At 62.5% G+C, this 26509-nt stretch carries 24 protein-coding genes; 14 read left to right on the top strand and 10 right to left on the bottom strand.

Translation table 11 applies throughout. The features are described from left to right. The first annotated feature begins 149 nt into the window (after window positions 1-149). The 4 genes from AC3FLX_RS03985 (at window position 150) to AC3FLX_RS03970 (ending at window position 3897) form a co-directional block, all read left to right on the top strand. Window positions 150-1013, top strand: coding sequence for a TetR/AcrR family transcriptional regulator (locus AC3FLX_RS03985; RefSeq protein WP_488694081.1), 864 nt, complete (start codon window positions 150-152; stop codon window positions 1011-1013). 239 nt (window positions 1014-1252) lie between these two features. Beyond that, a complete protein-coding gene (locus AC3FLX_RS03980) occupies window positions 1253-1906 on the top strand; it encodes a protein-L-isoaspartate O-methyltransferase family protein (RefSeq protein WP_488694079.1) in 654 nt (217 codons plus the stop codon). Window positions 1907-1919: 13 nt separating this feature from the next. Beyond that, on the top strand, window positions 1920-2243 hold the full coding sequence (locus AC3FLX_RS03975; RefSeq protein ID WP_488694077.1) for a rhodanese-like domain-containing protein: 324 nt from the start codon (window positions 1920-1922) through the stop codon (window positions 2241-2243). A 172-nt stretch (window positions 2244-2415) separates the two neighbouring features. Beyond that, window positions 2416-3897: a TolC family outer membrane protein gene (locus AC3FLX_RS03970; RefSeq protein WP_488694075.1), complete on the top strand. Its 1482-nt coding sequence runs from the start codon at window positions 2416-2418 to the stop codon at window positions 3895-3897. 24 nt (window positions 3898-3921) lie between these two features. Here the strand turns inward: AC3FLX_RS03970 and AC3FLX_RS03965 are convergent, their stop codons facing one another. The 4 genes from AC3FLX_RS03965 to AC3FLX_RS03950 all read right to left on the bottom strand — a co-directional run bounded on the left by AC3FLX_RS03965 (window position 3922) and on the right by AC3FLX_RS03950 (window position 8644). Next, a complete protein-coding gene (locus AC3FLX_RS03965; RefSeq protein WP_488694073.1) occupies window positions 3922-4749 on the bottom strand; it encodes a DUF4377 domain-containing protein in 828 nt (275 codons plus the stop codon). A gap of 163 nt (window positions 4750-4912) precedes the next feature. Next, window positions 4913-6187, bottom strand: a complete 1275-nt coding sequence (gene waaA / locus AC3FLX_RS03960) for a lipid IV(A) 3-deoxy-D-manno-octulosonic acid transferase (protein ID WP_488694071.1) — start codon at window positions 6185-6187, stop codon at window positions 4913-4915. Continuing rightward, window positions 6187-7278 carry a lipopolysaccharide heptosyltransferase I gene (gene waaC / locus AC3FLX_RS03955; protein ID WP_488694070.1) on the bottom strand — a complete coding sequence of 364 codons (1092 nt, stop codon included), beginning with the start codon at window positions 7276-7278 and terminating at the stop codon, window positions 6187-6189. Before waaC ends, waaA begins: the two co-directional genes overlap by 1 nt. After that, window positions 7259-8644: a phosphomannomutase/phosphoglucomutase gene (locus AC3FLX_RS03950; RefSeq protein WP_488694068.1), complete on the bottom strand. Its 1386-nt coding sequence runs from the start codon at window positions 8642-8644 to the stop codon at window positions 7259-7261. Before AC3FLX_RS03950 ends, waaC begins: the two co-directional genes overlap by 20 nt. A 426-nt stretch (window positions 8645-9070) precedes the next feature. Here AC3FLX_RS03950 and AC3FLX_RS03945 point away from each other — a divergent pair, with 426 nt between their 5' ends. The 4 genes from AC3FLX_RS03945 to AC3FLX_RS03930 all read left to right on the top strand — a co-directional run bounded on the left by AC3FLX_RS03945 (window position 9071) and on the right by AC3FLX_RS03930 (window position 13870). Beyond that, window positions 9071-10390, top strand: a complete 1320-nt coding sequence (locus AC3FLX_RS03945; RefSeq protein ID WP_488694066.1) for a sugar transferase — start codon at window positions 9071-9073, stop codon at window positions 10388-10390. Window positions 10391-10455: 65 nt separating this feature from the next. After that, entirely contained in the window at window positions 10456-11556 is a 1101-nt protein-coding gene (locus tag AC3FLX_RS03940) for a glycosyltransferase (RefSeq protein WP_488694064.1), read from the top strand. Next, a complete protein-coding gene (locus AC3FLX_RS03935) occupies window positions 11541-12779 on the top strand; it encodes a lipopolysaccharide biosynthesis protein (RefSeq protein WP_488694063.1) in 1239 nt (412 codons plus the stop codon). The genes AC3FLX_RS03940 and AC3FLX_RS03935 overlap by 16 nt, the downstream gene beginning before the upstream one ends. Window positions 12780-12781: 2 nt before the next feature. Then, window positions 12782-13870: a glycosyltransferase family 4 protein gene (locus AC3FLX_RS03930; RefSeq protein WP_488694061.1), complete on the top strand. Its 1089-nt coding sequence runs from the start codon at window positions 12782-12784 to the stop codon at window positions 13868-13870. 17 nt (window positions 13871-13887) lie between these two features. Here the strand turns inward: AC3FLX_RS03930 and AC3FLX_RS03925 are convergent, their stop codons facing one another. Continuing rightward, the gene (locus AC3FLX_RS03925; protein ID WP_488694060.1) at window positions 13888-14952 is read right to left on the bottom strand and encodes an MraY family glycosyltransferase; all 1065 of its coding nucleotides are present in this window, start codon (window positions 14950-14952) and stop codon (window positions 13888-13890) included. 184 nt (window positions 14953-15136) lie between these two features. On the opposite strand from AC3FLX_RS03925, the gene AC3FLX_RS03920 reads away from it, so the two are divergent. Genes AC3FLX_RS03920 through AC3FLX_RS03895 form a run of 6 tightly spaced genes read left to right on the top strand, consistent with a single transcriptional unit; the run spans window position 15137 to window position 21614 of the window. After that, window positions 15137-16180, top strand: coding sequence for a glycosyltransferase family 4 protein (locus AC3FLX_RS03920; protein ID WP_488694058.1), 1044 nt, complete (start codon window positions 15137-15139; stop codon window positions 16178-16180). Further along, a complete protein-coding gene (locus AC3FLX_RS03915) occupies window positions 16083-17345 on the top strand; it encodes a glycosyltransferase (RefSeq protein WP_488694056.1) in 1263 nt (420 codons plus the stop codon). Before AC3FLX_RS03920 ends, AC3FLX_RS03915 begins: the two co-directional genes overlap by 98 nt. Further along, a complete protein-coding gene (locus AC3FLX_RS03910; protein WP_488694054.1) occupies window positions 17342-18166 on the top strand; it encodes a glycosyltransferase family 2 protein in 825 nt (274 codons plus the stop codon). Before AC3FLX_RS03915 ends, AC3FLX_RS03910 begins: the two co-directional genes overlap by 4 nt. Further along, complete coding sequence (locus AC3FLX_RS03905) at window positions 18157-19392, top strand: MATE family efflux transporter (RefSeq protein WP_488694052.1); 1236 nt, start codon at window positions 18157-18159, stop codon at window positions 19390-19392. The genes AC3FLX_RS03910 and AC3FLX_RS03905 overlap by 10 nt, the downstream gene beginning before the upstream one ends. Further along, window positions 19385-20737, top strand: coding sequence for an O-antigen polysaccharide polymerase Wzy (wzy, locus tag AC3FLX_RS03900; protein WP_488694051.1), 1353 nt, complete (start codon window positions 19385-19387; stop codon window positions 20735-20737). Before AC3FLX_RS03905 ends, wzy begins: the two co-directional genes overlap by 8 nt. Next, the gene (locus tag AC3FLX_RS03895; protein WP_488694050.1) at window positions 20718-21614 is read left to right on the top strand and encodes a glycosyltransferase family 2 protein; all 897 of its coding nucleotides are present in this window, start codon (window positions 20718-20720) and stop codon (window positions 21612-21614) included. The genes wzy and AC3FLX_RS03895 overlap by 20 nt, the downstream gene beginning before the upstream one ends. 37 nt (window positions 21615-21651) lie before the next feature. Here the strand turns inward: AC3FLX_RS03895 and AC3FLX_RS03890 are convergent, their stop codons facing one another. Genes AC3FLX_RS03890 through AC3FLX_RS03870 form a run of 5 tightly spaced genes read right to left on the bottom strand, consistent with a single transcriptional unit; the run spans window position 21652 to window position 26502 of the window. Continuing rightward, entirely contained in the window at window positions 21652-22527 is an 876-nt protein-coding gene (locus AC3FLX_RS03890; protein ID WP_488694048.1) for a glycosyltransferase family 2 protein, read from the bottom strand. Continuing rightward, window positions 22527-23591 (bottom strand): glycosyltransferase family 2 protein, encoded by a 1065-nt coding sequence (locus AC3FLX_RS03885; protein WP_488694046.1) that lies wholly within the window; start codon window positions 23589-23591, stop codon window positions 22527-22529. Before AC3FLX_RS03885 ends, AC3FLX_RS03890 begins: the two co-directional genes overlap by 1 nt. A gap of 33 nt (window positions 23592-23624) precedes the next feature. Then, entirely contained in the window at window positions 23625-24587 is a 963-nt protein-coding gene (locus AC3FLX_RS03880) for a glycosyltransferase family 2 protein (RefSeq protein WP_488694044.1), read from the bottom strand. Continuing rightward, the gene (locus tag AC3FLX_RS03875) at window positions 24584-25633 is read right to left on the bottom strand and encodes a glycosyltransferase family 2 protein (protein ID WP_488694042.1); all 1050 of its coding nucleotides are present in this window, start codon (window positions 25631-25633) and stop codon (window positions 24584-24586) included. The genes AC3FLX_RS03880 and AC3FLX_RS03875 overlap by 4 nt, the downstream gene beginning before the upstream one ends. Before the next feature lie 17 nt (window positions 25634-25650). Beyond that, complete coding sequence (locus tag AC3FLX_RS03870; protein WP_488694041.1) at window positions 25651-26502, bottom strand: alpha-1,2-fucosyltransferase; 852 nt, start codon at window positions 26500-26502, stop codon at window positions 25651-25653. Window positions 26503-26509: the final 7 nt, after the last annotated feature.

Genomic DNA, 26509 nt, shown 5'->3' with positions numbered 1-26509 from the left:
CGCTGCCGAGCCGCCATTGTGCCTGACGCTGTTCCTTCGACCTGCAACAAAGGGCAACATGAGCGTTATGATGCACTTTTGCAGCTCGTCGCACGCCGCTTGACCGGGCAAGACCGGTCCTCTACATTACTGACCGACAAGTTATTAATATGCGACGCACCGTCCATGCGATCGCCTGTCCCGTGACTCCTGCCCTGCCCAAGAAAGATCCCGACACCCGCCGCTGGAGCCGCCGCAAGGCCGCGCGCCCGCAGGAACTGGTGGCGGCCGCGCTGACACTGTTCGTCGAGCGCGGCTATGCGACCACGCGGCTGGAAGACGTCGCCGCGGCGGCGGGCGTGTCCAAGGGTACTGTCTATCTGTACTTCGCCAACAAGGAAGAGCTGTTCAAGACCGTGGTCCGCGAGAACATGGTGCCGGCGCTGGCGAAGGGCACCGAAGTCGTCGACACCTTCGAAGGCTCCACGCCCGAACTGCTGCGTGAGCTGCTGCTGGGCTGGTGGGGCCTGATTGGCGCCACGCCCGTGGCCGGGCTGACCAAGCTGATCATTGCCGAATCAGGCAACTTCCCCGATATCGCACAGTTCTACCAGGACGAAGTCATGGGGCCCGGCGATGAACTCTTCGCCCGTGTGCTGGCCCGTGGTGTGGCGCGAGGCGAATTCCGCCAGGCGCCGCCCAACCCGACCACGACCCTGCTTTGCGCGCCGCTGGTGTTCCTGATGCTATGGCGCAGTGCTTTCAGCCAGGTGAACGTGCCGGTCGTCGACCCCGATGCCTTTATCGACCAGTTGTTGCAGGTGCTGCTGTTCGGGTTGACCACCGGCGTTGCGCGCGATACCCCGCTGCCCGCGCCGCAAGGTCCGTTCGTCTGGGAACGGATCCGCGACGAGTTGATGGCCGAGCGCGCCGCCGCCCAAACGGACCAAACGGACCAAACGGACCAAACGGAGCCAACGGAGCAGACCGACCAATCGGCCCGGGAAGACGACGTTCAGGCTACCCGGACATGAAGACACCCCGCCCCGCGTACCGGTCCGCGTGCCCCGGCGCAACGATAACGGTTTGTAAACATGCCAGGCCGATTCGCGGAGGTAAAATAGCGGGCTTTTGCGTAACATCCCGACGCGCGGCGGTGACAAGCCCGGTCGGGACCTGGAATACCCGGCATCAACCGAAATAACAGCGCTGACGGCAAGGTGGATACCCCGGCCGGCGGCGCACCCCGCAAGCTTCTGGAAGGAAAGGCAAGATGGATCTCGAAAAAGCCCGATTCAACATGATCGAACAGCAAATCCGCCCGTGGGACGTGCTGGACCAGGAAATCCTGGACCTGCTGGCCGTGGTCAAGCGTGAGGCGTTCGTGCCGCAGGCGTACGCCGGACTGGCATTCGTCGACATGGAGATTCCGCTGCCGGGCGGCGAGAACATGATGCCGCCGCGCGTGGAAGCCCGCATCCTGCAGGACCTGAACGTGCGCAAGCATGAAAACGTGCTGGAAATCGGCGCCGGTTCCGGCTACATGGCCGCGCTGCTGGCCAACCGTGGCCGTCACGTGCTGACCGTCGACATCCGCCCGGAACTGGTCTCGCTGGCCCGCCAGAACCTGGCCAACGCCGGCGTGACCAACGCCGAAGTGGCGGAAGGCAATGCCGCCGACGGCTGGGCCGTGGCCGCACCGTACGACGTGATCTGCATTTCGGCTTCGGTGCCGGAGATTCCGCAGTCGATCCTTTCGCAACTCAAGGTGGGCGGCCGTATCGCCGCCATCGTGGGTTCGGCACCCGTGATGGAAGCCCGCATCGTGACGCGCGTATCCGAGACCGAGTACCAGGTGGTCAACCTGTTCGAGACGCTGGCCAAGCCGCTGCAAGGCGCCACCCAGCCGTCGCGCTTCAAGTTCTGATCCGGAGCCAGCCATGCAGGTGATTACCGCCCCCGAACTGGCGCAGTGGCTGGCCGATGCCAGCCGCGCCAAGCCCGTGCTGCTGGACGTGCGTGAGGACCTGGAAGTCCGCACGGCCGCGATGCCGGGCATCACGCATATTCCGATGGGCCAGATTCCGGCCCGCCTGAACGATATCGACGAAGACGCCGAGATCGTCTGCATCTGCCACCACGGTGCGCGCAGCATGCAGGTGGCCAGCTTTCTGGAGCGCCAGGGCTATGCCAAGGTCTACAACCTGACCGGCGGCATCCATGCCTGGTCGACCCAGGTTGATCCGTCCGTTCCGCAATACTGATTCGGACCCGGTCCTGACCCTCGCGTCAGGACCGCTCCTCCGCGCAATACCCCGGCCGTACCGCAGTCCTCGCAGCATCCGCAATACCCGCAGCACCTCGCCCCTAGCCGTACCACCCGTCGACTTGAACCGAACGTTGGCCGCGCGCACCGCAGGCCGAGCTGGAGATGTCATGAGTTTTGCGCTTTCCGCCGTGTCCGTTGCGGCCAGGAAACCCCTGGTGCTCGCGGCTGCCCTGCTCACCTGGCTGCACATGCCGTCCGCGCTGGCGGCGGACCTGCTGCAGGTGTACCGCGACGCGCAAGCCAACGACGCCCAGTTCGCCAGTGCACGCTCGCAACTGCTGGCCACGCGCGAGAAGCTGCCGCAGGGCCGCTCGGGGTTGTTGCCGCAAATCGCTGGCACGGCCGGAGCGCAGCGGACGATGGCCGACTACAGCTCGCCGGTGGACGTCACCCGCTATTTCAACGCCAACACCTGGGCCTTGCAGCTGACGCAGCCGCTGTTCCGCTGGGATCGCTGGGAAACATACAAACAGGGCGAGCTGGCCGCGATGGCCGGTGAGGTTTCGTTCCAGCAGGCACAGCTCGACCTGATTACGCGCGCGTCGCAGGCCTATTTCGACGTGCTGGCCGCGCAGGACAATCTTTACCTGGCCGGCGCCCAGAAGAAGGCGATCGGCGAACAGCTCGAACAAGCCAAGCGCAATTTCGAGGTGGGAACCGCCACGATTACCGACGCCAACGATGCGCAGGCCCGCTATGACTTGGCCACGTCGACGGAAATCGCCGCGCAAAGCGCGTTGGAAGTTACCCGCGCCACACTGCAGCAGATCACCGGCAAACCCGTCGACGAACTGATGGGATTGCGTCCCGAGGCACAGATCCCCGGTCCGCTGCCGGCCGACGTGAACGCCTGGGCCTCGCAGGCGGAGCAGAGCAATCCGCAGGTCAGCCTGGCCAACTACAACCTCGAAACGGCGCAGCGCGAAACCAACAAGGCCAAGGCTGGGCATCTGCCTTCCGTGGACCTGGTCGCGTCATACGGCTACACCAATGCACAGGGCACGGCCACGCAGCTCAGCAACATCGGCAGCCGGTACAACTCCGGCGTGGTGGGCGTGCAGCTCAATATTCCGATCTTTACCGGCGGCCTGACCCAGTCCCGTGTGCGCGAAACACTGGCACTGGCGGACAAGGCAGCCAGCGACCTCGAATTCGCGCGCCGCACCGCCGCGCAACAGGCGCGACAGACCTACTCCGGTGTGTTCAACGGCCTGGCCCAGGTCAAGGCCCTGGAAGCGGCCGAACGCTCCGCGCAGAGCGCGGTGGAGTCGAACCAGCTCGGTTACGAGGTGGGCGTGCGAATCAATATCGACGTGCTCAACGCCGAGGCGCAGTTGTTCTCCACACGTCGGGACCTGGCCAAAGCCCGGTACGACACCATCATGAACGGCATGCGGTTGAAGGCATCGACCGGCACGCTGGCCGAAGACGATGTGGTGCGGATCAACACGCTGCTGACGTCGATGCCGGGAGCGATGTACAAACTCCCGGAAAAAGCCCGCCTTGGCGCGGCACCCGCACGGACGCCGGCGCGTGGCACCGGTAGCCGCCGCGAGAGCATGGCCCCGGGCGTCGCGCCGCGTTCGTAGCCGAGGCGCCCCGCGGGCTCGGTACTAGCCGGGGCGGCGGCGCTCCACGACTTCCAGAAGCTGCCACCGAATGGCCGAGGCATCGGCCGGCGGGTTCGGCACCTGATACTCGCGCACGCGAAGCTTGTAGCTGACGCCCGACTCGAATTCCAGGCCCTCGATTGGCCCGTACCAGAGCTGCCACGGTGCGTCGGGCGATTCGCGCCAGCGGTAGCACTGCAGCTTGCCGACGCCCGTGCATTCCACGCGCTGGGAATCGATATAGACGATTTTTTCCCGACCACCGGTGCTGCCCGTCGCCGGATCGACCTTGTCACCGCGCTGGCCCACGCCTTCGCGCTCCACGAACTGCAGCAGCTCGCCATCGGCCGTCTTCCAGACGACCTGCCGGCCTGTCGTGCCCGCCGACGGTTGCGTGCCCACCGTCGTGAACGGCGACTGCATGGCCTTCAACAGCGCCGATTCCACTTCCATGCGTGTACCGGGACACGCCATGCGCGTGCCGGCCACGCGGTCGAACCGGATACCCGTGGTGGTCTTGCCATAACCGCCAGTGAAGCGGTTGCAGCCGCTGGTACCGCTGACAGTGCCTTGCGACGAATCGATCCCGTCGCTGAAATTGAAGATGATCGGCTCGCCGTTGTCGCCGTGCGGGATATCGCGCAACGTCCCATCGGCGCGCTGCCAGCGCACCAGTTCCCAACGGCTGGGGCCGCTGGAGCGCGTTTCGTTGAGGGCGGGGCTGGCCGAAGTATTGTCGGGCATGGGGCCGGTGGCGCAGGCGGATATGACAGATACAGTCGCACAGGCCATCAGGGTAGCAACTGCACGAAAAAACGGACGACTCGGCATGGGGGCTCCTCGGCTTATCTGGAAGCGTCTTCGTTGTCCTGCCGCCCTGCCCTCTCCCCGGCCGCCACCCGCACGCGAGAGAACGGCAACCGGCGGCAAGGGAGCGCAAGCGGCACAAAGACCACTACCGCATCAGTCTAGCCGCCGGAAAACGATTTGTATGTCAGCGCAACACTGGCGCGAGCGCGCCGAGTGTCCGGGCCGTCGCACCGCGATGCAGGCCCGCAAACGTCAGCGCATTGGCGCGCATCTCAGCCAGCCGCTTTTCATCGTCCAGCACGCCCGCCGCCGCCGCCATCAATTCATCGGCATTAGCCACGCGCAGGCAAGCACCTGCTGCGATAGCGTCTTCCGTGGCCTGGGCGAAGTTGAACGTATGCAGCCCCATCAGCACGGGCGTGCCCACCGCGCAGGCTTCGATCAGGTTCTGGCCGCCAAGCGGGATCAGGCTCCCGCCGATATAGGCCATGTCCGAAGCCGCGTAGTACATCGCCATCTCGCCCATCGAATCGCCAAGCACGATGTCGGCGGTGATCGGTGCAGCCATCTGTTCGATGTCCAGCGCGCTGCGGCGCTGCACCGTGAATCCGGCACGCGTCGCCATCGCGGCAACCTCTTCAAACCGTTGCGGATGTCGCGGCACCAGCAGCAACGCGGGACGCACGGCACCTGGCCAGCGCGAGAACGCCTCCAGGATCAGCGGTTCCTCGCCCTCGCGCGTGCTGGCCGCGGCCAGCACCTGCCCGCCGCCAAACGCACGCCGCAGCAGCTCGCCACGCGCCATGCCCGCTTCCGGCGGCTGCATGTCGAACTTCAGGTTGCCGGTGATCTGCACCGCCTTCACGCCGAGCGCGCGGTAGCGCTCCGCATCGCCGGGGGTCTGTGCAAGCACCATCGTGAAATCGTTGTACAGCGCCGCCGCTGCCCCGCCGAAACGCGCGGTACGCCGATAGCTGCGCGGCGACAGGCGCGCATTGACCAGGAACAGCGGCACGCCCGCGCGCCGCGTCACATGGACGAGATTCGGCCACACCTCCGTTTCCATGATCAAGCCAGCGTCGGGGCGGAAGTGCGACAGAAAACGACGCACCATGTACGGCACGTCATACGGCAGATAGCACTGCTGCACGCGCGGATTAGCGCCGTAGAGTTGCGCGCCGGTCTGGCGGCCGGTCGGCGTCATATGCGTGAGCAGCAGCCGATGTTGCGGATAGGCGGCCAGCAAGGCGTCGATCAACGGTTGCGCGGCGCGCGTTTCGCCCACGGATACCGCATGCACCCACAGCCAGGGGCCATCGGACGGCAGATCGCCATATTGCCCCAGGCGCTCGCTCACGTGCTGGATGTAGCCCGGCTCCTTGCGCGACCGCCAGGCAAGGCGCAGCAGCGCCAGTGGCAGGATCACCAGCCACAGCAAGGTATAAATGATTCGAAGCATCAGATGCTGACTCCGCGCACGCGCCGTGCGGCGGCATAGACTTCATCGACGTTGGGCACGATGCCGTCGTCGCCCACATTGGCGATGCGATCCGACCAGTAGCCCTCGGTCTTCCAGCGCCACGTGGCCGTATAGATCTCGACGGTCGGCTTGCACAGCGCGGCCGCGATATGGACCAGGCCTGTATCGACGCCGATCACAATCTCGGCCCGGTTGATCAGTCCGAAACCCTGCATGACCGAGAAGCGCGGCAGCACCTGCGCCCCAGGCATGCCCGCGGCCAGCGCCTGGGCATCGCGCTTTTCGGATTCGCTGCCCCACGGCAGCAGCACGCTCAGCCCTTCCGCGTGGAGCTTCTGGCCCAGTGCATGCCAGCTCTCGACCGGCCAGCGCTTTTTTGCGCCGGCCGTGGCATGGAAGCACACCGCAAATCGTTCGGGCAGACCGGCCCAGAGCGGATCGTCCACGTGCAACGTGTTGGCCGCGGGGCCGAAGAATCGCGGCGGCTCCGGTGGCGTCATGCCAGTCAGCGCCGCGCCCAGCAGCCGCGAGCGTTGCACGGAATGCGTCTGGCGTGGCACCTTGACAGGATTCGTATAGAACAGCCGCGCCGCGGGCTCGTAACCCGAGCCTTGCGTGGCATTGCCCAGGCCGATCACCGGTGCATTCACGGTACGCGCTGCCGTGCGCGCGACGATGGCCGTCTTGAGCAGGCCCTGCGTTTCCAGCACGGCATCGTAGGCCTGTTCCCGGATGGCCGCGCGCAGCGCGCCCACCTCGGCCCACGTTTCACCCTGCCAGAAGCGTTTGCGCCAGCGGCGCAGTGCAAACGGAATCACGCGGCGCACTTCGGGCAGCAGCTTCACCAGGTCGACGTAGCCTTCTTCCACCACCCAGTCGATCTCGGCATCGGGCCAGCGCGCGCGCAGGTCATGCACCAACGGCATGTTGTGCACGACATCGCCCAGCGACGACACCTTGACGATCAGGATGCGCGGCCGCGCCGGCATGGCAAACGACGCCACCGCCGCCTGGGGCTGCGGTGGTGTCACGGCAGATGGCTGCGCGGTTTCAGAACGGGAGCTTTGCATCCGGCTTTTCTGCGAGGATCACGCGCTTGAACTCGGCCTGGATGCGCGCCAGTGCGGCATCGTTGTCGGCCTCGAAGCGCATCACCACGACGGGCGTGGTGTTCGACGGACGAGCCAGGCCAAAGCCATCGGGATACTCGACACGCACGCCATCGATCGTGATCACTTCCCTTGCGCCCTCGAACTTTGCATTCGCGCGGATCTTGTCGAGCAGCGTGAATGCTTCGCCTTCAGCCACCTTCAGCTGCAACTCGGGCGTGCAGGTGGAGTTCGGCAGCGCGTTCAGCACGGCGCTCGGGTCGGCGTGGCGCGAGAGGATTTCCAGCAGCCGCGCGCCCGTGTACAGGCCATCGTCAAAGCCGTACCAGCGGTCCTTGAAGAACACGTGGCCGCTCATCTCGCCGGCGATCGGCGCACCCGTTTCCTTGAGCTTGGCCTTGACCAGCGAATGGCCGGTCTTCCACATCAGCGGCTCGCCGCCATGCTCGCGGATCCACGGTGCCAGCTTGCCCGTGCATTTCACGTCGTAGATGACCTGCTGGCCGGGGTTGCGCGACAGAATTTCTTCGGCAAACAGCATCAGCTGGCGGTCCGGGAAGATGACCTCGCCATCCTTGGTCACCACGCCCAGACGATCGCCATCGCCGTCAAACGCCAGGCCCAGCTCGCAGTCGGTTTCGCGCAGGCACTTCATCAGGTCCTGCAGGTTTTCCACATGCGCGGGGTCCGGATGGTGGTTCGGGAAATGGCCGTCCACGTCGCAGAACAGTTCGACGACTTCGCAACCAAGCCCACGGAACAGGTCGCCGACGAACGCGCCAGCCACGCCGTTGCCGGCGTCGAGCGCGATCTTCATCGGGCGCGCCAGCTTGACGTCGCCAAGGATGCGATCGAGGTATTGCTGACGGACGTCCACGAGCTTGTAGCTGCCGCCGCCCTTCGTGAAGTTGCCGGCGTCGATGCGTTGGCGCAGGGCCTGAATCTGGTCCCCATAGATGGCCTTGCCAGCCAGGACCATCTTGAAACCGTTGTAGTCGGGCGGATTGTGGCTGCCCGTGACCATGATGCCGGACGTGGCGCGATGGCCGTCCAGTTCGATATTGGTGCCGAAATACACCATCGGCGTGGCAACCATGCCGAGATCGATCACATCGAGGCCGGCGGCCCGCAGGCCTTCGACCAGTCCACCCAGCAAATCGGGGCCGGACAGGCGGCCATCGCGGCCCACCACAACGGCTTTCTCGCCAAGTTCAACGGCAGCCGATCCGAAGGAAAGGCCGATGTAACGGGCCACTTCCGGGGTCAGCGTCTTGCCGACGATGCCGCGGATGTCATAGGCCTTGAAGATGGAGGGTTCAATTTGCATGAGCATTCCGTTGATTGAACGCGGGTTCACCACGGACGGTGAACCAGTGCAGTTTCGATAACAGGGCAGCATTGTGCCGGATTGTGAGGTCACGGTAACCACCAGCCGAGGCCAAGCCCCACCCAGCCGTGTCGTTTGCTGGCGCCATGCCGCACTTTGGCGCACATTCTTGGAATGTCCCGCCAGTGGCGCAGTTATAATCGGGCGCCGCAACAAAAAGCCCGATTCCCGGCCTCGATGGCCGGCACGGTCATGTTCCGCGCCCAAATTGCGCCCAATTATGCACCGCCGCCCAGCCGCCTTTAGCCATCATACCTGTAGGCCTGTCGTGACAGCGCCCCCTGCCAACTAATTGGCAGCCTGCATATCGGTGACCCTGGTCAATGGCAACCTGGATGGACGGCGGACGTATGGCTAAAACCGCGAATGACGAAAACCAATAGTATTCCCCGCTCGACACCAGCCGTGCGCGCCCGCGGATCCGAAGTCATCCGGCGTGCCAGCCGGATGGTCGGTTGGTCGCTGCTCGGCCTGGTCTTGCTGGGCCTGTTCACATTTGCCGTGGAAGTCTTGCGCCAGAAAACTGGCCTGGTCACGGGGCTGTTCACCGGCACGCTGCTATGGTCCGGCGCCGCCTACGTGTGCGCTTTCGCCTTGACGCTCCGGTCGTTGCACCTGCCCGCCGCCGAAGGCAATAGCGTGGTGGGGCTATCGGTCACCCTTTCGTTCGTTGCCATGCTGCTGGCGTTTGCCATCCTCCGGGTGGAATACTCGCGCGTGGCGTTGCTGCTGAGCTATTTCGGCACGCTGGCCTGGGCGTGGTTCGGATATCGCCTGTTTGTCCGCAACTATGTGCCGGTGTTCGGATACTTCGACCCGGCCGCGCTTGCCCAGCTCGAGACCATCCTGAGCATGCCCGGCGCGACTGCGCCCAGCGCGCACCACATCGAGCAGATCCACTCGCTAAAAGAGGCCACCGGCTGCGACGCGCTGATCGTGGACCGCAATGCCACGGCCGACCCCGAGCGCACCCGCTCGCTGTCGCAACTGAAGCTGACCCATGTCCGGATGTACTCGGTCGAGCGCATCGGAGAAATGCTGACTGGCCGCGTCGGCCTGGCGCATATCGACGAAAACTTCCTGGACGACTATGCCAAGCACTACTTCTACGGGTACTTCAAGCGCCTGCTCGATATCCTTGCCGCGCTGTGCCTTGCGCCCGTGGCCCTGCCGCTGAGCGTGTTCGTTGCGCTGGCGGTGCGGATTGAATCCACCGGGCCGGCCGTGTTCCGGCAGGCGCGGGTGGGTCTGTTCGGTCGTCCGTTCGTGATGCTGAAGTTCCGCAGTATGACCACCGAGGCCGACGCCCCCGCCCAGTTCGCCACGAAGCAGGACCCGCGTGTCACGCGCGTGGGCCGCATCATCCGCAAGTACCGCCTGGATGAAATTCCACAGCTCTGGAACGTACTCAAGGGTGATATGAGTCTGATCGGGCCGCGCCCGGAGCAGGTTCCGATGGTGGACCAGTTCTCGCACAGTATTCCCTACTATCCCTATCGGCATCTGGTACGTCCCGGCCTGTCGGGATGGGCACAGGTTCAGCAGGGCTACGTGGGTACCCATGAGGAAACCGTCACCAAGCTGAGCTACGACCTGTACTACGTGAAGCACTGCTCGTTCGCACTGGATCTGCTGATCGCGATGAAGACCCTGCGGACCCTCCTTACCGGCTACGGTGCACGTTGAACACACACGCATTGCCCTGCGCTGACAGGCCCCTGCGTATTCTCCTGATCACCACCGGTCTGCGCATGGGCGGGGCCGAACAGCAGGTGGCCGCGCTGGCACGCGAATTCCTCGCGCGCGGCAACCGCGTGGCCTTGATCAGCCTCACGCCGGATTGCGAAGTACCGATGCCGGATGGCGTGGAACGGCTGATGCTGGACATGCGCAAGACCCCGGCCTCGATGGCGCAGGCGCTTGCGGCGGCCCGACGCGTTGCCAGCCAGTGGCGGCCGGACATCGTGAACTCGCACATGTTCCACGCCAACATGTTTGCGCGCGTGCTCTCGCGCGTGGCCAGCCTTCCCCCGCTGATCTGTGCCGCGCACAGCTTCTCCGAAGGTGGCCGCCTGCGGATGACGCTGTATCGACTCACGAATCGCTGGTGCACTGTCACTACGCAGGTCAGCGAGACCAGCTGCGCCGAGATGATCCGTGCCGGCGCGGTGACGAGCGATCGCGTGCGTGTGATGTACAACGGCATCGATACGAACAAATTCCAACCCGATGCCGATCTCCGCGAGCGTACCCGCGCGCAGCTTGGCATTGGCGCCGACACGCGCCTGGTCCTCAATATCGGACGTCTGGCGGCGGAAAAGGCGCAGGTTGCGCTGATCGACGCCTTTCAGCAGATGGATCGTTCCGCACCAGCGCGCCTGCTGATCGCCGGCGACGGCCCGCAGCGGCCGGCACTGCAAGCCAGGATCGCCCATCACAAGCTGGGTAACCAGGTCGCGCTGCTCGGCACGCGCCACGATATTCCGGCACTGCTGAACGCGGCGGATCTCTTCGTGCTGTCCTCGCGCGTCGAAGGCATGCCCCTCGTGCTTGGCGAGGCGCTGGCCTGCCAATGTCCCGTGGTATCCACCGCCGCGCCTGGCGTGGCGGAGCTGTTGGGTGACCTCGGCGTGATGGTGCCCGTCGACGATATCGGCGCCCTCGCCCGCGCGATGCACGTTGCGCTGACGACGGAGGACCGAGCGAGCGATCAACGCAGGATCGGCCGCGAACGGATCATCACGCATTTCGGTATCGCGGCCGCTGCGGATCGCTGGCTGGCCCTCTACCACGAGCTCAGCGATTCGACGGCGGGGCAGCCGGGGCGCGCATATCCATGCGCCGGCGCATAGCGGGCAATGTCGGCTGGATGCTGCTGGACCGATGTACGCAGGTACTTGCGGGCGTCGGCGTAGTGGCCATGCTGGCTCGCGCACTGGGCACCGACGGCTTTGCCGCGTTCCAGTATGCGCAGTCCCTGGTTTTCATCTGCGCATCCGTGGCACTGATCTGCGGTGGCGAGGTAGTCGTTCCCCGTCTCGTTGCACTACCCGACGCGGTGGCCCAGCACCGTTTGCTGTCACATGTATTCCGGCTGCGGTTTGCGGCCGCGATGGGCGGCTACGTGCTGGTCGCCGGCATCCTGCTGGTCACCGGCCAGCCCATGCACATCTGGTGGCTGGCCCTGGTCCTTGGCTTTCCCATCTTGCTGCGCGAGCCGTTCGGCGTCGTCATTGCATGGATGCAGGCACGCGCCCAGATCCGCCCTGGCGTACTGATCAACGTCGTGACGCTGGCGCTCAAGGTGGGCCTGGTGGGCACGCTTGCGGTAAGGGGAGTGCAGTCGGCCGGCCCATACGCGGTCGCGTTCGCTCTGGAACCGGCACTGGCAGCCGTCCTGCTTTGCCTGCTCTACCGCCGGTTCATGCCCACGCAACCAGTGCGACATGAACGCGCGCTGACTGGCCAGCTGTTGCGCGACGGATCGCTGTTCTGGGTCAGCTTCATGCTGATGATGGCGGCCCGGCGCATCGACCAGCTGATCTTGCACCCCCACGTAGGATCGGAAGAATTCGCGGCCTATGCGGCCACGGTGCAGATCGTTGACAACTTCACAGCGCTGGCCGGCATTCTCGCAAGCGGCATCGCCCCGCTCTATGTGTACGCGAATGCCGACCGCGCCACCGGCATCCGCAACGTGCTGAAGCTGGCTGCCTTTCTGTTCGTGGTGGGGGCCTGCGGGGCCGCGGTGCTGGCGGCGCTCGCCCCGTGGATCGTGCATATCCTGTATGGCGCGGCGTTTGCGGATGCCATCGCGTTGCTGCGGTTGTGCATTCTTGTCTCGCCCCTGGTCTTCGCCGACGTGGGATTCACGATTCTGGCGGCCTATCTGCGCAAACCCCGCTGGATCGCCGTGAAATGGGGGATGGCCTGCGCGGTGACTGCCGCCATAGACTTCATGGCCATTCCACAGTTGGGCGCGCGTGGCGCCATCCTTGGCTATGCCGTGTCCAGCGCGCTGACTGTGGTGGCCGGCATCGTCATGTGGCGGCACGCGTACAAGACACGGACATGACCATGAAGCCCACCGTCTGCTTCCTGACGGGCACCATGAACGCATTTGCCGGGGCGGAGCGCATGACGGCCGTCGTTGCCAATGCGCTGGCCGAACGGGGCTACCCGGTGCACATCGTCAGCCTGGCTGATCGCCAGTCGTGCTTTGCGTTGCATCCGTCGCTGACCCATCACGCGCTCTTCGAGTCGCGGCCATCGTTCCGGCGGCAGTATCTGACTACCATCCGCCGCATTCGGCGCTACATGGCGCAGCATGGGATCAATATCCTGGTGGAAGTCGATCCCATGCTGACGTTGTTCACGTTACCCGCGTTGGCCGGCACGCGCGTGCGCCGGATTGCGTGGGAGCACTGCCATTTCGGCGAAGATCTGGGCAAGCCCGCGCGACGCGTGGCGCGACGCCTGGCCGCGCGCACGGCTGCCGCCGTCGTCGTCCTGACGGCCGCCGATCAAGCCCTCTGGCAAGCCGCGATACGGCACCCTTTCGATATCCGCGTCATTCCCAATCCGCTGCCCTTCGAGTTTCCGCGCGAGGCCGCCCCACGCCAGGCACGTACCGTACTCGCGGTGGGACGCCTGACTCCTGCCAAGGGATTCGACCTGTTGCTACAGGCGTGGAGCCGGGTCGCTCCGCATGCCCCCGGCTGGCGGCTGGAAATCGTCGGTGAAGGCCCGGAGCGCGCGACGCTGGAATCGCTGTCAGCGCAGCTCGGTATTACCGATTCGATATCGATGCCCGGCACACGCGCCGATATCGAACGCGCGTACAGCAATGCGGGGATCTTCTGCCTGAGCTCGCGCTACGAAGGATTCGGGCTGGTGCTGCTGGAAGCCATGTCGCATGGGCTGCCGGTGGTCTCCACGGTCTGCGATACCGGACCACGTGCACTGATCGAGGATAGTGTGAATGCCATCGGCGTGGCAACGGACTCGCCGGACGCGCTGGCGCAAGGGTTGCTGCGCGTCATGGCCGACCATGCCCTGCAGGCCACCCTGGCCGAAGGCGGGCGGCTGACTGCGCAGGGTCATGCGGCTGACAGGATCGTCATCCAGTGGGAGCGGCTGTTCGCCGATGTGACGCGGCCAGCGTGAGGCTGGCGACGGGCGGCTTATTTCGACCGGATGCGCCGCACCCAGCGGATCACGACCCAGGCGCGCTGCATTACCAGCAGGTGAATCCCGGTAAGCAGCAGGAACGTAGCAAACATGATCGATTCCGGCACGCCCATTTTCCAGGCCACCACGCCCGCCAGGCCGAGCAGGAAATTCCCCAGCAGCAGGAACCACACGGTCTGCTTGGTGCTAAACCCCATTCGCAGCAGAAGATGATGCAGGTGGGTGCGGTCGGCCGACAGCGGATTCCGGCCCTGAATGGCCCGGCGCAGGACGACGGCCAGCAGGTCGGCCAGGATCAGGCCCACCACCCACAGCATCACGGCCGGTGGCACGTGAGCGCCAGCGTTATATTCCTTCTGCGACAACTCGACCGAGAACCAGCTGATGCCGTACCCCAGCAGCAAGCTGCCCGCGTCGCCCAGGAAAACCAGGCGCCGGCGCAACGGGCTGGGCATGTTGAACAGCAGGAAGCCGGCAATCGCACCGCACATCAGCAGGCAAATACGGAAAGCCCCCGGATTGCCGATGTCTTGCGCCAGCCATGCGAACCATCCGAACACAATGAATGACAGACCGCCGGCCAGGCCATCCATGCCATCGGTCATGTTGATCGCGTTGACGACGGACAACGTCGCCAGCAACGTCAGCGGAATGCCCCACGCGTAGAGGACGACATCACGCTTGTTCAGCAGATCGCCAAGCGAATGCAGGTAGACCTCGCCCCAAGACGTCATCAGGATGGCGGCGAAGAACTGGAAGGCCAGCTTGCTGAGTGGCGAAATGCCGTTGAGGTCGTCGAACATGCCGACCACCGTCATCAACGTCAGGCCGATGTATAGCGCGGTGTAGTGGTCATAGCCACGCACAAACATCGCGCTGGAAATCCACAGCGCGATCAGAATTGCGATACCGCCCACCAGCGGGGTGGATCCTTCGTGTCGCTTCCTGCCACCTGGATGGTCAAGCAGGCCGCCACGTGTTGCCAGTGGACGCAGGATCAGTACAACGCCCGCGCTCAGCATGGCTGAAATCGCTGGTAGCCAGAAGAATTCGAACATGGAAAATCAAGATGAAAGCAGCGGCGCAAGGGCCGGGACGAGGAATCGCGTAGAATGTGCGGCGTCTCGCGCCTCGCGTCGCGGGTCAGCGACAACCGCTATTAAACTTCACATAATGATGCTCCGATAGAGGGGCCTGCCCTCGGCGTTGTGCAACGGCACACGCGCCGCATCGGTATCATCCATGCTCTTGCCTATTTTTCTTGTATCGCGTAACGGAGTAAAAAATACCGGCGGGGTCGAGCGCGTCGTGCAGTTGTTGCAAGATGACCTGATCCGCCACGGCGCCCAGGTTACGCTGGTCGACGAAGCCAAGGTTTTACCACAGTTTTTGTGGGGCAAGCGGCTCACACAGTTTTTGTTTCCAATAGCCGCATCGCTGTGGCTTTGGGCGCGGCGATTATCGGGCGGCAAGTTCCAAACCATTTCCAACTCGTCCTATACCCCGTTCTACCCCTCCGAAGCGGTAATCGTGCACGGCTCCGCGGCGGGGTATATTCGGGCGCTCGCCGGATCGGGCAAGCGCTTCCTGGGGATGCGCTTGCTGGCAGGGCTGGAGGCCATGACCATGCGCTGCGCCCGGCGCGTCGTCTGCGTCTCCGAGGCCGTCCGCGAGTTGTGCGTGGGTCTGCATGCCGTTCCCGCGAACAAATGTGCCGTGGCGCATAACGGCATCGATGCATCACTATTTATCCCTCAGCAGAAGTTCGTCGGCAACGTAGTGCGGCTGGGTTTCGCGGGCCGCCTCGAGTATGGCAAGGGATTGCCCTACCTGATCGAGATCGCGCGATGGGTTGGCACGCAGCAGGACATCAGCCTGGTGATCGCCACAACAAGCGACGTGCCTCCCGCGCTGCGCGACCTGCCTGGCGTCACCATCGTTCCCGGCCTGGCGCCGGACCAGATGGGGACGTTCTATAACCAGATCGACGTGATGGTGTTCCCGTCGCTGTTTGAGGGTTTTGAACTGGTCACGCTCGAGGCATTGGCCTCTGGCGTGAGCGTGCTTGGCACGCGCGTGGGCGCCTGCGACGTTTTTCTCAGGCAAGGCGTGCCTTGGGTCTGCGAACTTCCGGCGGATCCAGCCGAATTTTTCAGAGATGCGCGTTCAATTTTTGAGCGCCTGCGGCATGACAGCGACCCAGCCGCCATGCACGCATTTATCGAAACCTCCTTTTCCATCGAGCGTTTCTGCGATCAGATCCGCGCACAACTACCGCATTCTTGAATCCGTGAAGGTTCTGCTGATTTCACCAAATGGGCTCCAGGAACTGTCCGGGGGCGGCCTCTACCTGCGCTCGCTAGCGCAGGCGCTCTGCGCTGCTCGCGGCGTGAGCCAGCTGACGGTCATCAGCAAGGACATGGGCGATGGGGAAATGTTCGCGTTTCCCGAAAACTGCGAGCGGGTTTATCTGGAAAAGAACACGGTGAGGGATATTGCCGCGCGTGCCCTCCTTTGCCCCACCTATCTGGCGACCCATCGCGCGACGCTGGTCAGCCACGCGCAGACGGCGGATGTGGTGCTTTTTCACAACTCCCGCTGTGGCAGGCTGATGGCGGACATGCGGCGCCAGATGCCCGGTAAGACATATGGCATTCTCAGCGACAATGTCGAAGCGGAATTGAAGCGGCAGCACAAAGAAGGAAATGTGTTACGGCAGGTAAGTAATGCCTTGGATACATGGCTTATTCGCCGCGCCGAGGCGCCGGGACATCTGGCCGACTTCATGACCTTTATCACCGAAGCGGACCGCGCTCTGTTCGGTAGCCACTATGGGACGCCCGCGCGCACGGGCATATTGCCCATTTCCCTGACCCGTGGCGAACCCGACATGCAGGCTGGCGATGTGGCAACGCGGGTGCCGAAAATTCTCTTCACCGCCCATTTCGGCTTCGAACCGAACCAGACCGCTCTGCGCGACTTCGCCGAAGTCGCGCGCCTGTTCCAGGCACAGTCCGACATCCAGGCAGAGTTCGTCGTGGCCGGCGCGCGTGCCGCCGAGATGGCCGCGTCCTATCCGGAGCTCACGGTCGTCGACAGCCCTTCCCCGGCGCTGATGTCCGCAACCTTTGCCGCGGCCACGACCTACCTCGCACCGGTCAGTTGGGGCAGCGGCATGAAAACCAAGGTGGCGGAGGCGCTGTCTTTCGGCCTGCCCGTGATCTGCATGCCGAACGCCGCGGTTGGCTATGAGGCCGCACTCGCCGACGCGCAATATCGGCAGGCAATCTCCGTCGTGGATAATGCCGCGGAGATGGCAAGCATACTTCACAGAATTTTACAAACACGGGATCTCCTGCCACTACGGCATGCTGCATCCGCAGCATTCGATGCCTTATACTCGCAGGCATCGCAGACTAAGCGGTTCGAACTGCTACTCCGTGCACAATGACCACATCGAGCGAGAAACGACTTGTTAGCGTTGTTACGCCCGTCCATAACGACGGGAAGTATATTGGCGCCACCGCGAGCTCGATTTTGCAGCAAAGTCTGACCGATTTTGAATGGATTCTGGTCGACGATGGCTCCAATGGCGAGACGGCTAACGTGCTTGCCGGGCTTGCCTCGTCCGATGCGCGCATCCGGATTATCACAAATCCGGTCGCATATGGTCCTGCCCGCGCACGTAATGTCGGTATTGCCGCCGCGACCGGAGAATTTGTCGCGTTTCTCGATGCCGATGATATTTGGGATGCGCGCAAACTCGAGCAACAGGTCCGGTTTATGCGCGACCAGAATCTCGATTTCAGCTATCACGATTATATTCCGTTCGAGGATGGCAGCGGCCGCCCATTATCTAAAATATGCGGCCCAAATCGCCTGACGCTGTTTTCGCATAATGCCCGCCGCGGTGTCGGTTGCCTGGCCGTGATGCTCAAGCGCAGGATTGCCGGCAATGGCGTTTTCCCCGCCATGCCACCCGGCCATGTCGCCGAGGATTTTGCCGCGTGGGCCATCCTGATCAAGGGCGGCCTGCGTGGCGAGCGCCTGCCGAAGACGCTTGCCTGGTATCGCGTCCGCAAGCGATCGTTCTCGTCGAACAAGTTCCGCTCCGCGCATTCCGTCTGGTTCATCATGCGGACGATGGAAGGCTTCGGCAAGGTAACCTCGGCATTCTTCCTGACCAGCTATCTGTTCACCGCCATGACTTCGCGGCTGGTCGCCCGTTTCTCGAGTCCCCAACAGACATTGGCGTCGCCTCCATGGCATTGAACGCGCTGATATCGGGACTGGGCGTTCTTCTGAAGTTGCTCTGCGGCCTTGCCGCCAACAAAATCCTGTCCACGCAGCTGGGCCCCGTCGCGTTCGGCGCGTGGGGCAACGTGTTCAGTCTGGCCACCCTCTACACGACGTTTTCGAACGGCGGCATCGCGCAAGGTTTGGTAGCGCGACTGTCCACGCCGTCGCAGGAAGCCCGTGCGCGGGACCAGTGGCTGACCGGCGGTATGATGTTTGCGCTGGGCGTGCCAGTAATCATCGCCATCTGGCATGCCGGCTTCCGGCAGCTTGATATCGTCGGCGGGGCCTCGGCGTTGCGGCCATTCGCAGTGCTGATTCTGGGGCTGCTCGCCGGCCTTGCATTGCAGATCCAGTCAAGCGTGCTGGCACAGGGTCGCTCGCGGCTGAACGCGATGGTGCTGGCGCTCTCCGGCATTGCCGCCCTGCTGAGCTACTGGATCTTCGTCACACCAGGCTCGGTGCAGAGCGCCATTTACGCGCTGATTGCAGGATTCGGCGCGACGCTGATCATCTGGCTGGCGGTGGCAGCCTTCACACGCACCCGCTGGCATGCCGGCAAGGGATCACTATCCGAAGGCATGGTGGCGGCCCGCGCGCTGGCACCATATGTGGTCATCGCGCTGGCTCCCGCCGTAGTGGGTACCGCCGCCGTCATTGCCGTCCGTCAGTTGGTGGCGACACAGGTGGGTCCTGAAGCCGCCGGACTGTGGCAGGGGATGTTCCGGATCTCGGACGCAGTCGTCGCGATGGCTCAGGCAGTTGTCAGCTTCGTGCTGCTGCCCGAGGTATTCCGCAGTGGCACGCCACATCGGGTGCTGAAGGCCCGCCTGCCCGCCTACGGGCTGCTGGTCTCGATCGGTTTTGTCATCGGCGTCGCCGTCCTGTGGCGAGGCGCCGATATGGTCGTCCAGCTCCTGTATTCCGACGCGTATGGCGGGATTGCTCCCCTGCTATGGATCGAATTGCTTGGCGACGCGTTCAAGGCGCTGGCCATGCCCCTTGTAGCGTTCTTCATTTACCAGAGGAATCTCCGTATTTCCTGGGCGCTCGAACTGACGTTTTCAGCCTGTTTCGTACTGGCCACCTACTTCCTGACCGGCATGGCCGGTCTGGCAGGCGCTGCCGTGGCCTATGCCGTTGCCAATCTCGTCCTGCTCACAGTCGCATTTGTTTTATTCCTTGGAGCCCGGGATGCCTAATCTGTCGTTTCTGGCAATTCTCGTGCTTGCGATTGCCAACCTGATCAGCGCTGCCGTGGGCGCGCTCAACTGGCAAGCACCGCTGACCGTCCTGACGTTCTTCTTGTGCATTCACCGCGCGGGCCAGGCCACGTCCAGCCGGTTCAATCCGACCCTGCTGATCTGCGCTACCACGACCCTGTTTTTGCTGAGCCGTTTTCTGATCACCTACTTCTTCGGCTGGGCCGATTATCGGTATGGAGACTGGTTCCTGGTAGGGCCGATGGACGAAGTACTGGTTTCAAAAGCGCTGTCCGGCGTCTGCCTGTTTCTATGCGGCATCGTGCTGACGGCTGGCCGGCTTGGCGATCTTCAGCAACGCCGCGACGGCAACCTCGCCACGTTTGCGCTCCGCGCGGGCATGGTCATCTTTCCGTTCACAATCTACCGGACCTACATCAACATCGATACCTGGCGCACTGGAGACTACCTGGCGCTCTACAAGTACGGTGGTCCCGGCGGTGTGCCGTATGCGCTGGGCGGATGGTTGATCTTTTGCGTGTTTGCCTACCTGGCGTCACGCCCTCGCCTGCGTCCGGCACTCGCCGCCTGCGCCTTGGGCCTGCTGCTATGCGTGCTAGACATGCTCAAGGGCGCGCGCGGTATTCCAATGGCCCAGATGATTGGCCTGACCTGGCTCCTGGTGACCACGCAGCGGATTCGTGTGTCCTGGTGGAAGGCTGGCCTGGCGGTATTTGTGCTGGCACTCACGGCCGACCTGATCGGTCGCGTGCGCATCGGCATGTCCGTTTCCACGGCCGCTTCGTCGGATCCGCTTGAAACTGTATTCGGCTTCTTCTATGGCCAGGGTGTCAGTCTGATCTTTATCGTTTCCACGCTAAAGAACCTGACGTCATTCGTACCCGTGGTAGATGGCCTGCGCTCCACGTTTGCGCTGTTCGTCGACGGCTATCACCGCGTGTTTGGAGAACTGGCAGTGGGACAAACTTTGGAATTCGCGCAACAAACCGCGAATTTGTCTCACCGAATGTCGTTCATCGTGGACAGCAAGATGTACCTGAACGGGAAAGGCATGGGCGGTTCCGCAGTGGCCGAGGCGATGCTTTACTCACCTGTATTCGGACCACTTGTTGCAGGCGTGTTCACTGGCGGCGTGCTACGGCTCCTCTATCGGCTGGCCCAGGCCACGCCGCTCGGGCTGTTCGTGTTCGCCACGACACTTCCCTTCTTCCTGCTGATACCGCGCGAGAGCCAACTGTTCTTTATCGTGCCGCTGTTCAAAGCCGCGGTGTTCGCCTTTATCGTCCACCTTGTCGCCAAGTTCCATGTCAGACAGCCAGCCTAGGGTGACCGTGGTGGTCCCGACCTATAAGCGCGCCCATTTGTTGGCGGAGACCATCCCGTCATATCTTCAGCCTGAAGTTGCGCAACTCATCCTCGTGGACGACTGCTCCCCGGACAATACGCCGGAGGTTGTCCAGCAACTCATGCAACGCCACCCGCGGATCACGTATTTGCGCAATGAAGTAAATGGCAAGCAGACCACCTCGAAAAATCGAGGCAAGGCATTGGCGCAAACCGAATACGTGTACTTTGGCGACGACGATTCCGTGCTGAGTCCGGGTGCCATGCGCGTACTGCTGCAGACCGCGGAAGACACGGCAAGTGACATCGTGGGAGCGTCGGCTCTCTATCTGCGCGACGACAAGGATACCGAGGCTGCCGTTATGGGCCGGCGCACAGCCGCGCGCAATGCCGATGACATCGTGCAACTCAGCCGGCTTCAGTTCGATTTCGCAGCGGTGGCACGGCAACCCGTGGAAGTGCCGGTTTGCCACGCGTCATTCCTGATTCGCACCGCGGTCGCCCAAGCCATCGATTTCGATACCGGTTACATCGGCAACTGCTATCGCGAAGAGACCGACTTTCTCGTGCGTTGCCGTGCACGCGGAACAAGGATTTCGTACGAACCTCGTGCGGTGCAGATCAACCTGCCGCCGTCGCGGGCCACGGGTGGCGCTCGCGGACGTGGCAGATTGTCCTATGAGAGCTACGCGTTCTATAACACTGCGCGCTTCCTGCTGAAAAATCGCCGTGCGTTGAAGCTCGCGGACTCGCGCTGCAAGCCGCTGTTAATGCTCGGCTGGTACACAACGGGCCGCGTCGGCGCCGTATTCTCCCGACTGGGAAAAGCTATCGCGCGCCGTACCGAGCAGACCTGACAGGCACCCGTTCCAGGGTCCCATACCTTCGCATCCGCTACTGACGGGACGCGTTGCCCAGCATTTTCTCGATACGTCGGATAGTTTCCACGGGCACCGGGTCTTCCACTCGACGGAAGGCCAGCCCTTTATCCATGCCCGGCAGTACGGCAAGAATGTCGACGAAAATCTTCACGCCGCTGGACGCTGTCGCCAACGCAATATTGCCCCATTGCTGACGCCCAATGAAGGTGCGCAGTTGTGCGTATAACAAATGGCGGCGCGCAACCAAAGTCGACGCGACGCTATATGTGCCTTGACGGTAGGCCAGCAGCGTCTCATCCAGGCAAGCGAAACGGCTGTCAATACAACTTCGCAGCAGGAGTTCCTGGTCTTCGGCCCGCCTTACTTCTGGCACCAGATAGCGGTGTTTGCGAAACCAACTCGTCCGCCCCATCCACGTGGGATGCGGAAGCGGAATACCCCGCCACGGACGTGCGCAAATCGCTTCGTGGGTTTTGCGAAATGGCAGCATGCCAACCACGGTGCCGTCGTTTCTGAAGACGGCCGCGCGACAACCTACCAGATCCACTTCCGCATGTTGTTCGAGGAACTCGAACTGTCGCATCAGGCGCTCCGGGAAACTCAGGTCGTCCGCATCCATCCGTGCAACGTATCTGCCGCGCGCGAGATCAACCCCCTGATTCAGCCGAGAGGTAAGACCAAGCTGACGACCATCGGACACCAGGCGAATACGCGCGTCGCCCATGCCGCGCACAATCGCGGCGGTATCGTCATCCGATCCATCGTCGAGCACCAGCAGCTCGAAATTATCGAAGGTCTGATCCAGGATGGAACCAATGGCCGACGCAATGGTTCGACGCCCATTACGAACCGGCAACAACACCGTGATTGGACTGCTCTGCTCAGACATTACTTGTCGCCATCCAGCTCGGTCACGCGCGCCACTTTGCGTTGCCGGCCCAATACAAATAGAAGCCCATTCTTCGTCCATCGAATCGGCGCACGAATCGGCGCCGGCATCTTCGGATAGATTGCAAAGAATACGCGTGCCAGACCATGCAGCGTCAGGTACCGGCGGCGGCGATAACTCTTGATCAGCTTTGCGAAATACTCGGCAGGCTCAGGCTGGGCCACATCAAATTTCAAGAAGCTTCGGCGAGAGCGAATGCCATATTTCTCGAACAGGCGATACCACTGCTCCTTGATCTCGGGGCGCTGTGCCACTGCGTTGGCGATCTTGTCGAAGAGGATCGAGTATTCGTACAGCTCGATCTGGCCACTATCCCGGCAAACCTCCGTCACCTGATGCGCCGCGTTGGTAGGCGTACAAATCAGCGGCCGGGCACTGAACGCAAAACCAGTACCGCGCTGCAGGATGCGAATATAGAAATCCAGGTCAACCAGCCACTTCATGCGGACGTCGTAGTCCAGCGCGAATTCACGTCGATAGATCGTGGTGCTCGGTGCACCGACGAAATTGCCGGCGAACAGGATTTCGGGCATCGCACGCAGGGTACTCATCTGGCTCTCGGTAGCCCGATGAACCCGCTCCGTGCCATTGGCCACGTTGACGATCAATGTGGCGCAGAATGCGAATCCGGCTTCAGGGTTGTCGTCGAGCAGCCGTACGAAATCACCGAGCGCGTCGGCATCGGTGAAATTATCATCGTGATGCAGGATCTTCAGATAGTCACCCGAAGCAAGCCGCAACGCCGCGTTCCAGTTTTCTGGGGAACCAAGCTGCGTTGCATTACGCACGTAGCGCATCCGGCCACCAAAGTCGAATTCGGCCAGCAGCGTCTCCACGGAATCGTCGGGAGAATCGTCGGTAATGATCAGCTCGTAATCAGTAAAACGTTGCTCACTTACCGATTTCAGGGTTTGGCGCAGGAACGCCACCTGCTTGTATGCCGGAATACAGATTGAGACTTTAGGCATCGGGTCCTCAGCCAAATTCAATAGGGTGTGTTGCACGGTGCCCGGGCGACAGTTATCGCCCTGCTCACGTCAGACTGTCCGTTCCAGCCGTCGAATGATGCCGCGCACGATGCGGCGGTACAGGCGGTTACCCGCCACGCTCCCGCTTGCCGGTTGTATCGCTACCACGGGCTGTGCGACTGTCGAAGCAAAATAGTCGCGCGCCCAGTAGAAACGCCCCATCAATCCTTCCTTGGTGCTTTCGACAATCTCTTTCGAGCGGTCCCATTCGCGCTTGTTTCGCAGACTTTGCTCCGTCTGCTCACTGGGTTTCGTCAGCGAAAGATTGCTGTTCCGCGGCGCCGTGCTCACGTAGTAGCTGCACGTGAACCGGTCGACGAAAGCAGGCTCGTGATGAAATCCCAATCGGATCAGGAAGTCCCAGTCTTCCGAACGGGTCAATCTCTCATTGAAAGGACACTCTCGCAGTTCGACATGCAAACGCGAACGATCCACCAGGAAGCTGTGTATGGGAATGAAATTCTCGGTCCACAGTGATTTCAGCGAGAAGCTCTTACGCACGAAAGGCCTCGACTCCTGAATCACTTCGTAGTGTTCGTTTTCCTTCTTCAGTACCGTCTGAGAATAGGCCCACGCGCGCCCGCTGCCGACCAGCGCTTCCACCAGGCAAGCAATGTGCTCCGGTTCCAGCGCATCGTCGTCATCGAGAAAACCAAAATAGCGACCACTGGATGCGGCGATCCCCAGATTGAGATTGCGCGCGCGCTCATCTTCGTCCGTGGGATTGTGCTCGACGCGGTAGGAAATCCCGGGCAACAGTGTTTCCAGCCCCTTCAGGAACGCGAGATATTCGAGATCCGTTCCCTGGTAGACCAGCACAACTTCGACAGCGGCGTAACTCGTTCGCGCTATGCTCTCCAGTGCGCGGGTAATTTCACGAGGCCGCCCCGTCACGGCACGGACAATCAGCGACACGGTGTCACGTGGCGACGTACGATCCCCCTGCCCTATTTCATTGACCACTTGGCTCATACACGCCCCAATAGTCGCTTGACCGCGACGCGGCAGCGTCGCTTGAACGCCATAGCCGACGAGAGCACCGTCGGCTTCGGATCCAAGGTTGGCGGCGGCATATAGCCCAGCGCGTCATGAGATGCCGACTGGCGATACGCACGAACCCCGGTCTCATTCAGCACCTTGCGGAATCGCTCACGCAACAGACCGTTCAGTGCGCCGGCATCCCAAAAAGCGGAACGCGCATTGGCCGATTCCAGCTTCTGAAACCACGTTGCCACGGCATTCAGATATTCGGGACGCGGGTCATACCGTTCCAGAATCAGGCTTTCATGCAGTTCCGAATCGCTTTGCGTGAGATCGATGCCAACCTGGCTGAACATCCAGCCTCGCACGGAACGGGAGGCCAGGTACTGATGATTGGATTCGCTGGTGCTGACCTGCTTCTTGTGCAGGCGATAGTGCAGCAGCAAATCCGGTAGATTCGCGCTACGCACCTCTACGGTAAACCGGCTCCACAGCCAATAGTCCTCCGCATGAGGGAATTCGCTCGTGTACTTCAACTTGCCTTCGTCGTACACCGACCGCCGGAACATCAGCGCAGGATGAGCCAAGGGACAATAGAACATCAACGCCACGCGGATGTCCTCATGCGAAGTCGGAAACTGAAACGTGTAAGGCGTCGGAATATTATCGAAGAAGCGAATCGCTCCCCCAACCACGCCCACATCGGGATGCTCAGCAAGAAAATCGATCTGCAGCTGGAATCTCTCCGGCACGCAGATATCGTCGGCATCCATGCGGGCAATGTAGTCGCCCTTGCAATAACCGAGCGCCTTGTTGAGCGTATTGACCAGCCCGAGGTTCGACTCGTTCTCGACAATCCGGATGCGCGGATCGTCGAACGAGCGCGCGATCTCCAGCGTGTGATCCGACGAGCCATCGTCGATAAGGATGATCTCGAAATGCGCGTAGGTCTGCTGCAGAACGCTTTGCAGCGCCTCCGCGAGGTGTTCCTGCGCGTTATACGCCGGCATCACGACGCTGATCAGCGGCTTGCCCACCATCGATGCTCCACCCATCAGAACTTCACCCACGATAACGGCAACAGATCGCGTGTGTCGAACTTGCTGTCGCGGAACCACGCCGCCGGCGCCACCACGATTTTCCTGTTGGACGGATTCAGCCAAGCGCCCCACCAACTGAACGTACTGTTGGCGATCACATGGTGCTGACAGGCCGCCATGAGCCGAAGGTCTTCGTAATTGCGCGAGGCATCGTTATGCCGCACATAGACCGTTTCGTACCCGAGGTGAAGATTCTCGGCGACCCAGTCCGGATCATCGGAAAACACGTAGAAGGTCGGCGTTGCCCCGCATTTTCCGGCAACATACTCCGCGGCACGCACGTAATAATCGAGTGAGCAAGTACCATGCACCGCGCTCGCCGACGCATTGGTGACATAGTCGCCACGACGCACGTGTATCGAAATGGCGCCCTCGTCTTTCCGGATGCGCGCAAGCCATGCGGCATTCTCCGCATTCGGCGGGGTGACGATCTCGAAGTCACGACGCAGCTCCTGCGCGATATCGGCGAAATATCGCTCGCTCTGCCAATAGCCATCCAGGTAGATGCCATCGGGCAGGGTCATTACTTCGGGATCGAATGCGAAGCTCCGTTCGCGAAAGACGCTCAGCTCGGTACCAAAGCCAAAACGGCGCAATGCCCGCGCCCAGCGGGTCTCCGCGCGGCCGTTTGGAATTTCCTTTTCGCCGGCTGGTACTGCCTTGAAGGCGAAATGATGCAAGCCGTAACTGTGCACGGGATACGTCTCGAAACCCGTGCTGTCGAGTTTTAGTTGCGTGTCATGGCGATGCGCCAGCGCGCGTCCAGCCGCATACTGAAACATCTGGTTGCCCAGGCCACCGATCACTCGAGTG

It is taken from the genome of Cupriavidus sp. 291-E7 (genome assembly GCF_057798835.1).
This window is presented reverse-complemented; position numbering and strand designations above follow the sequence as displayed.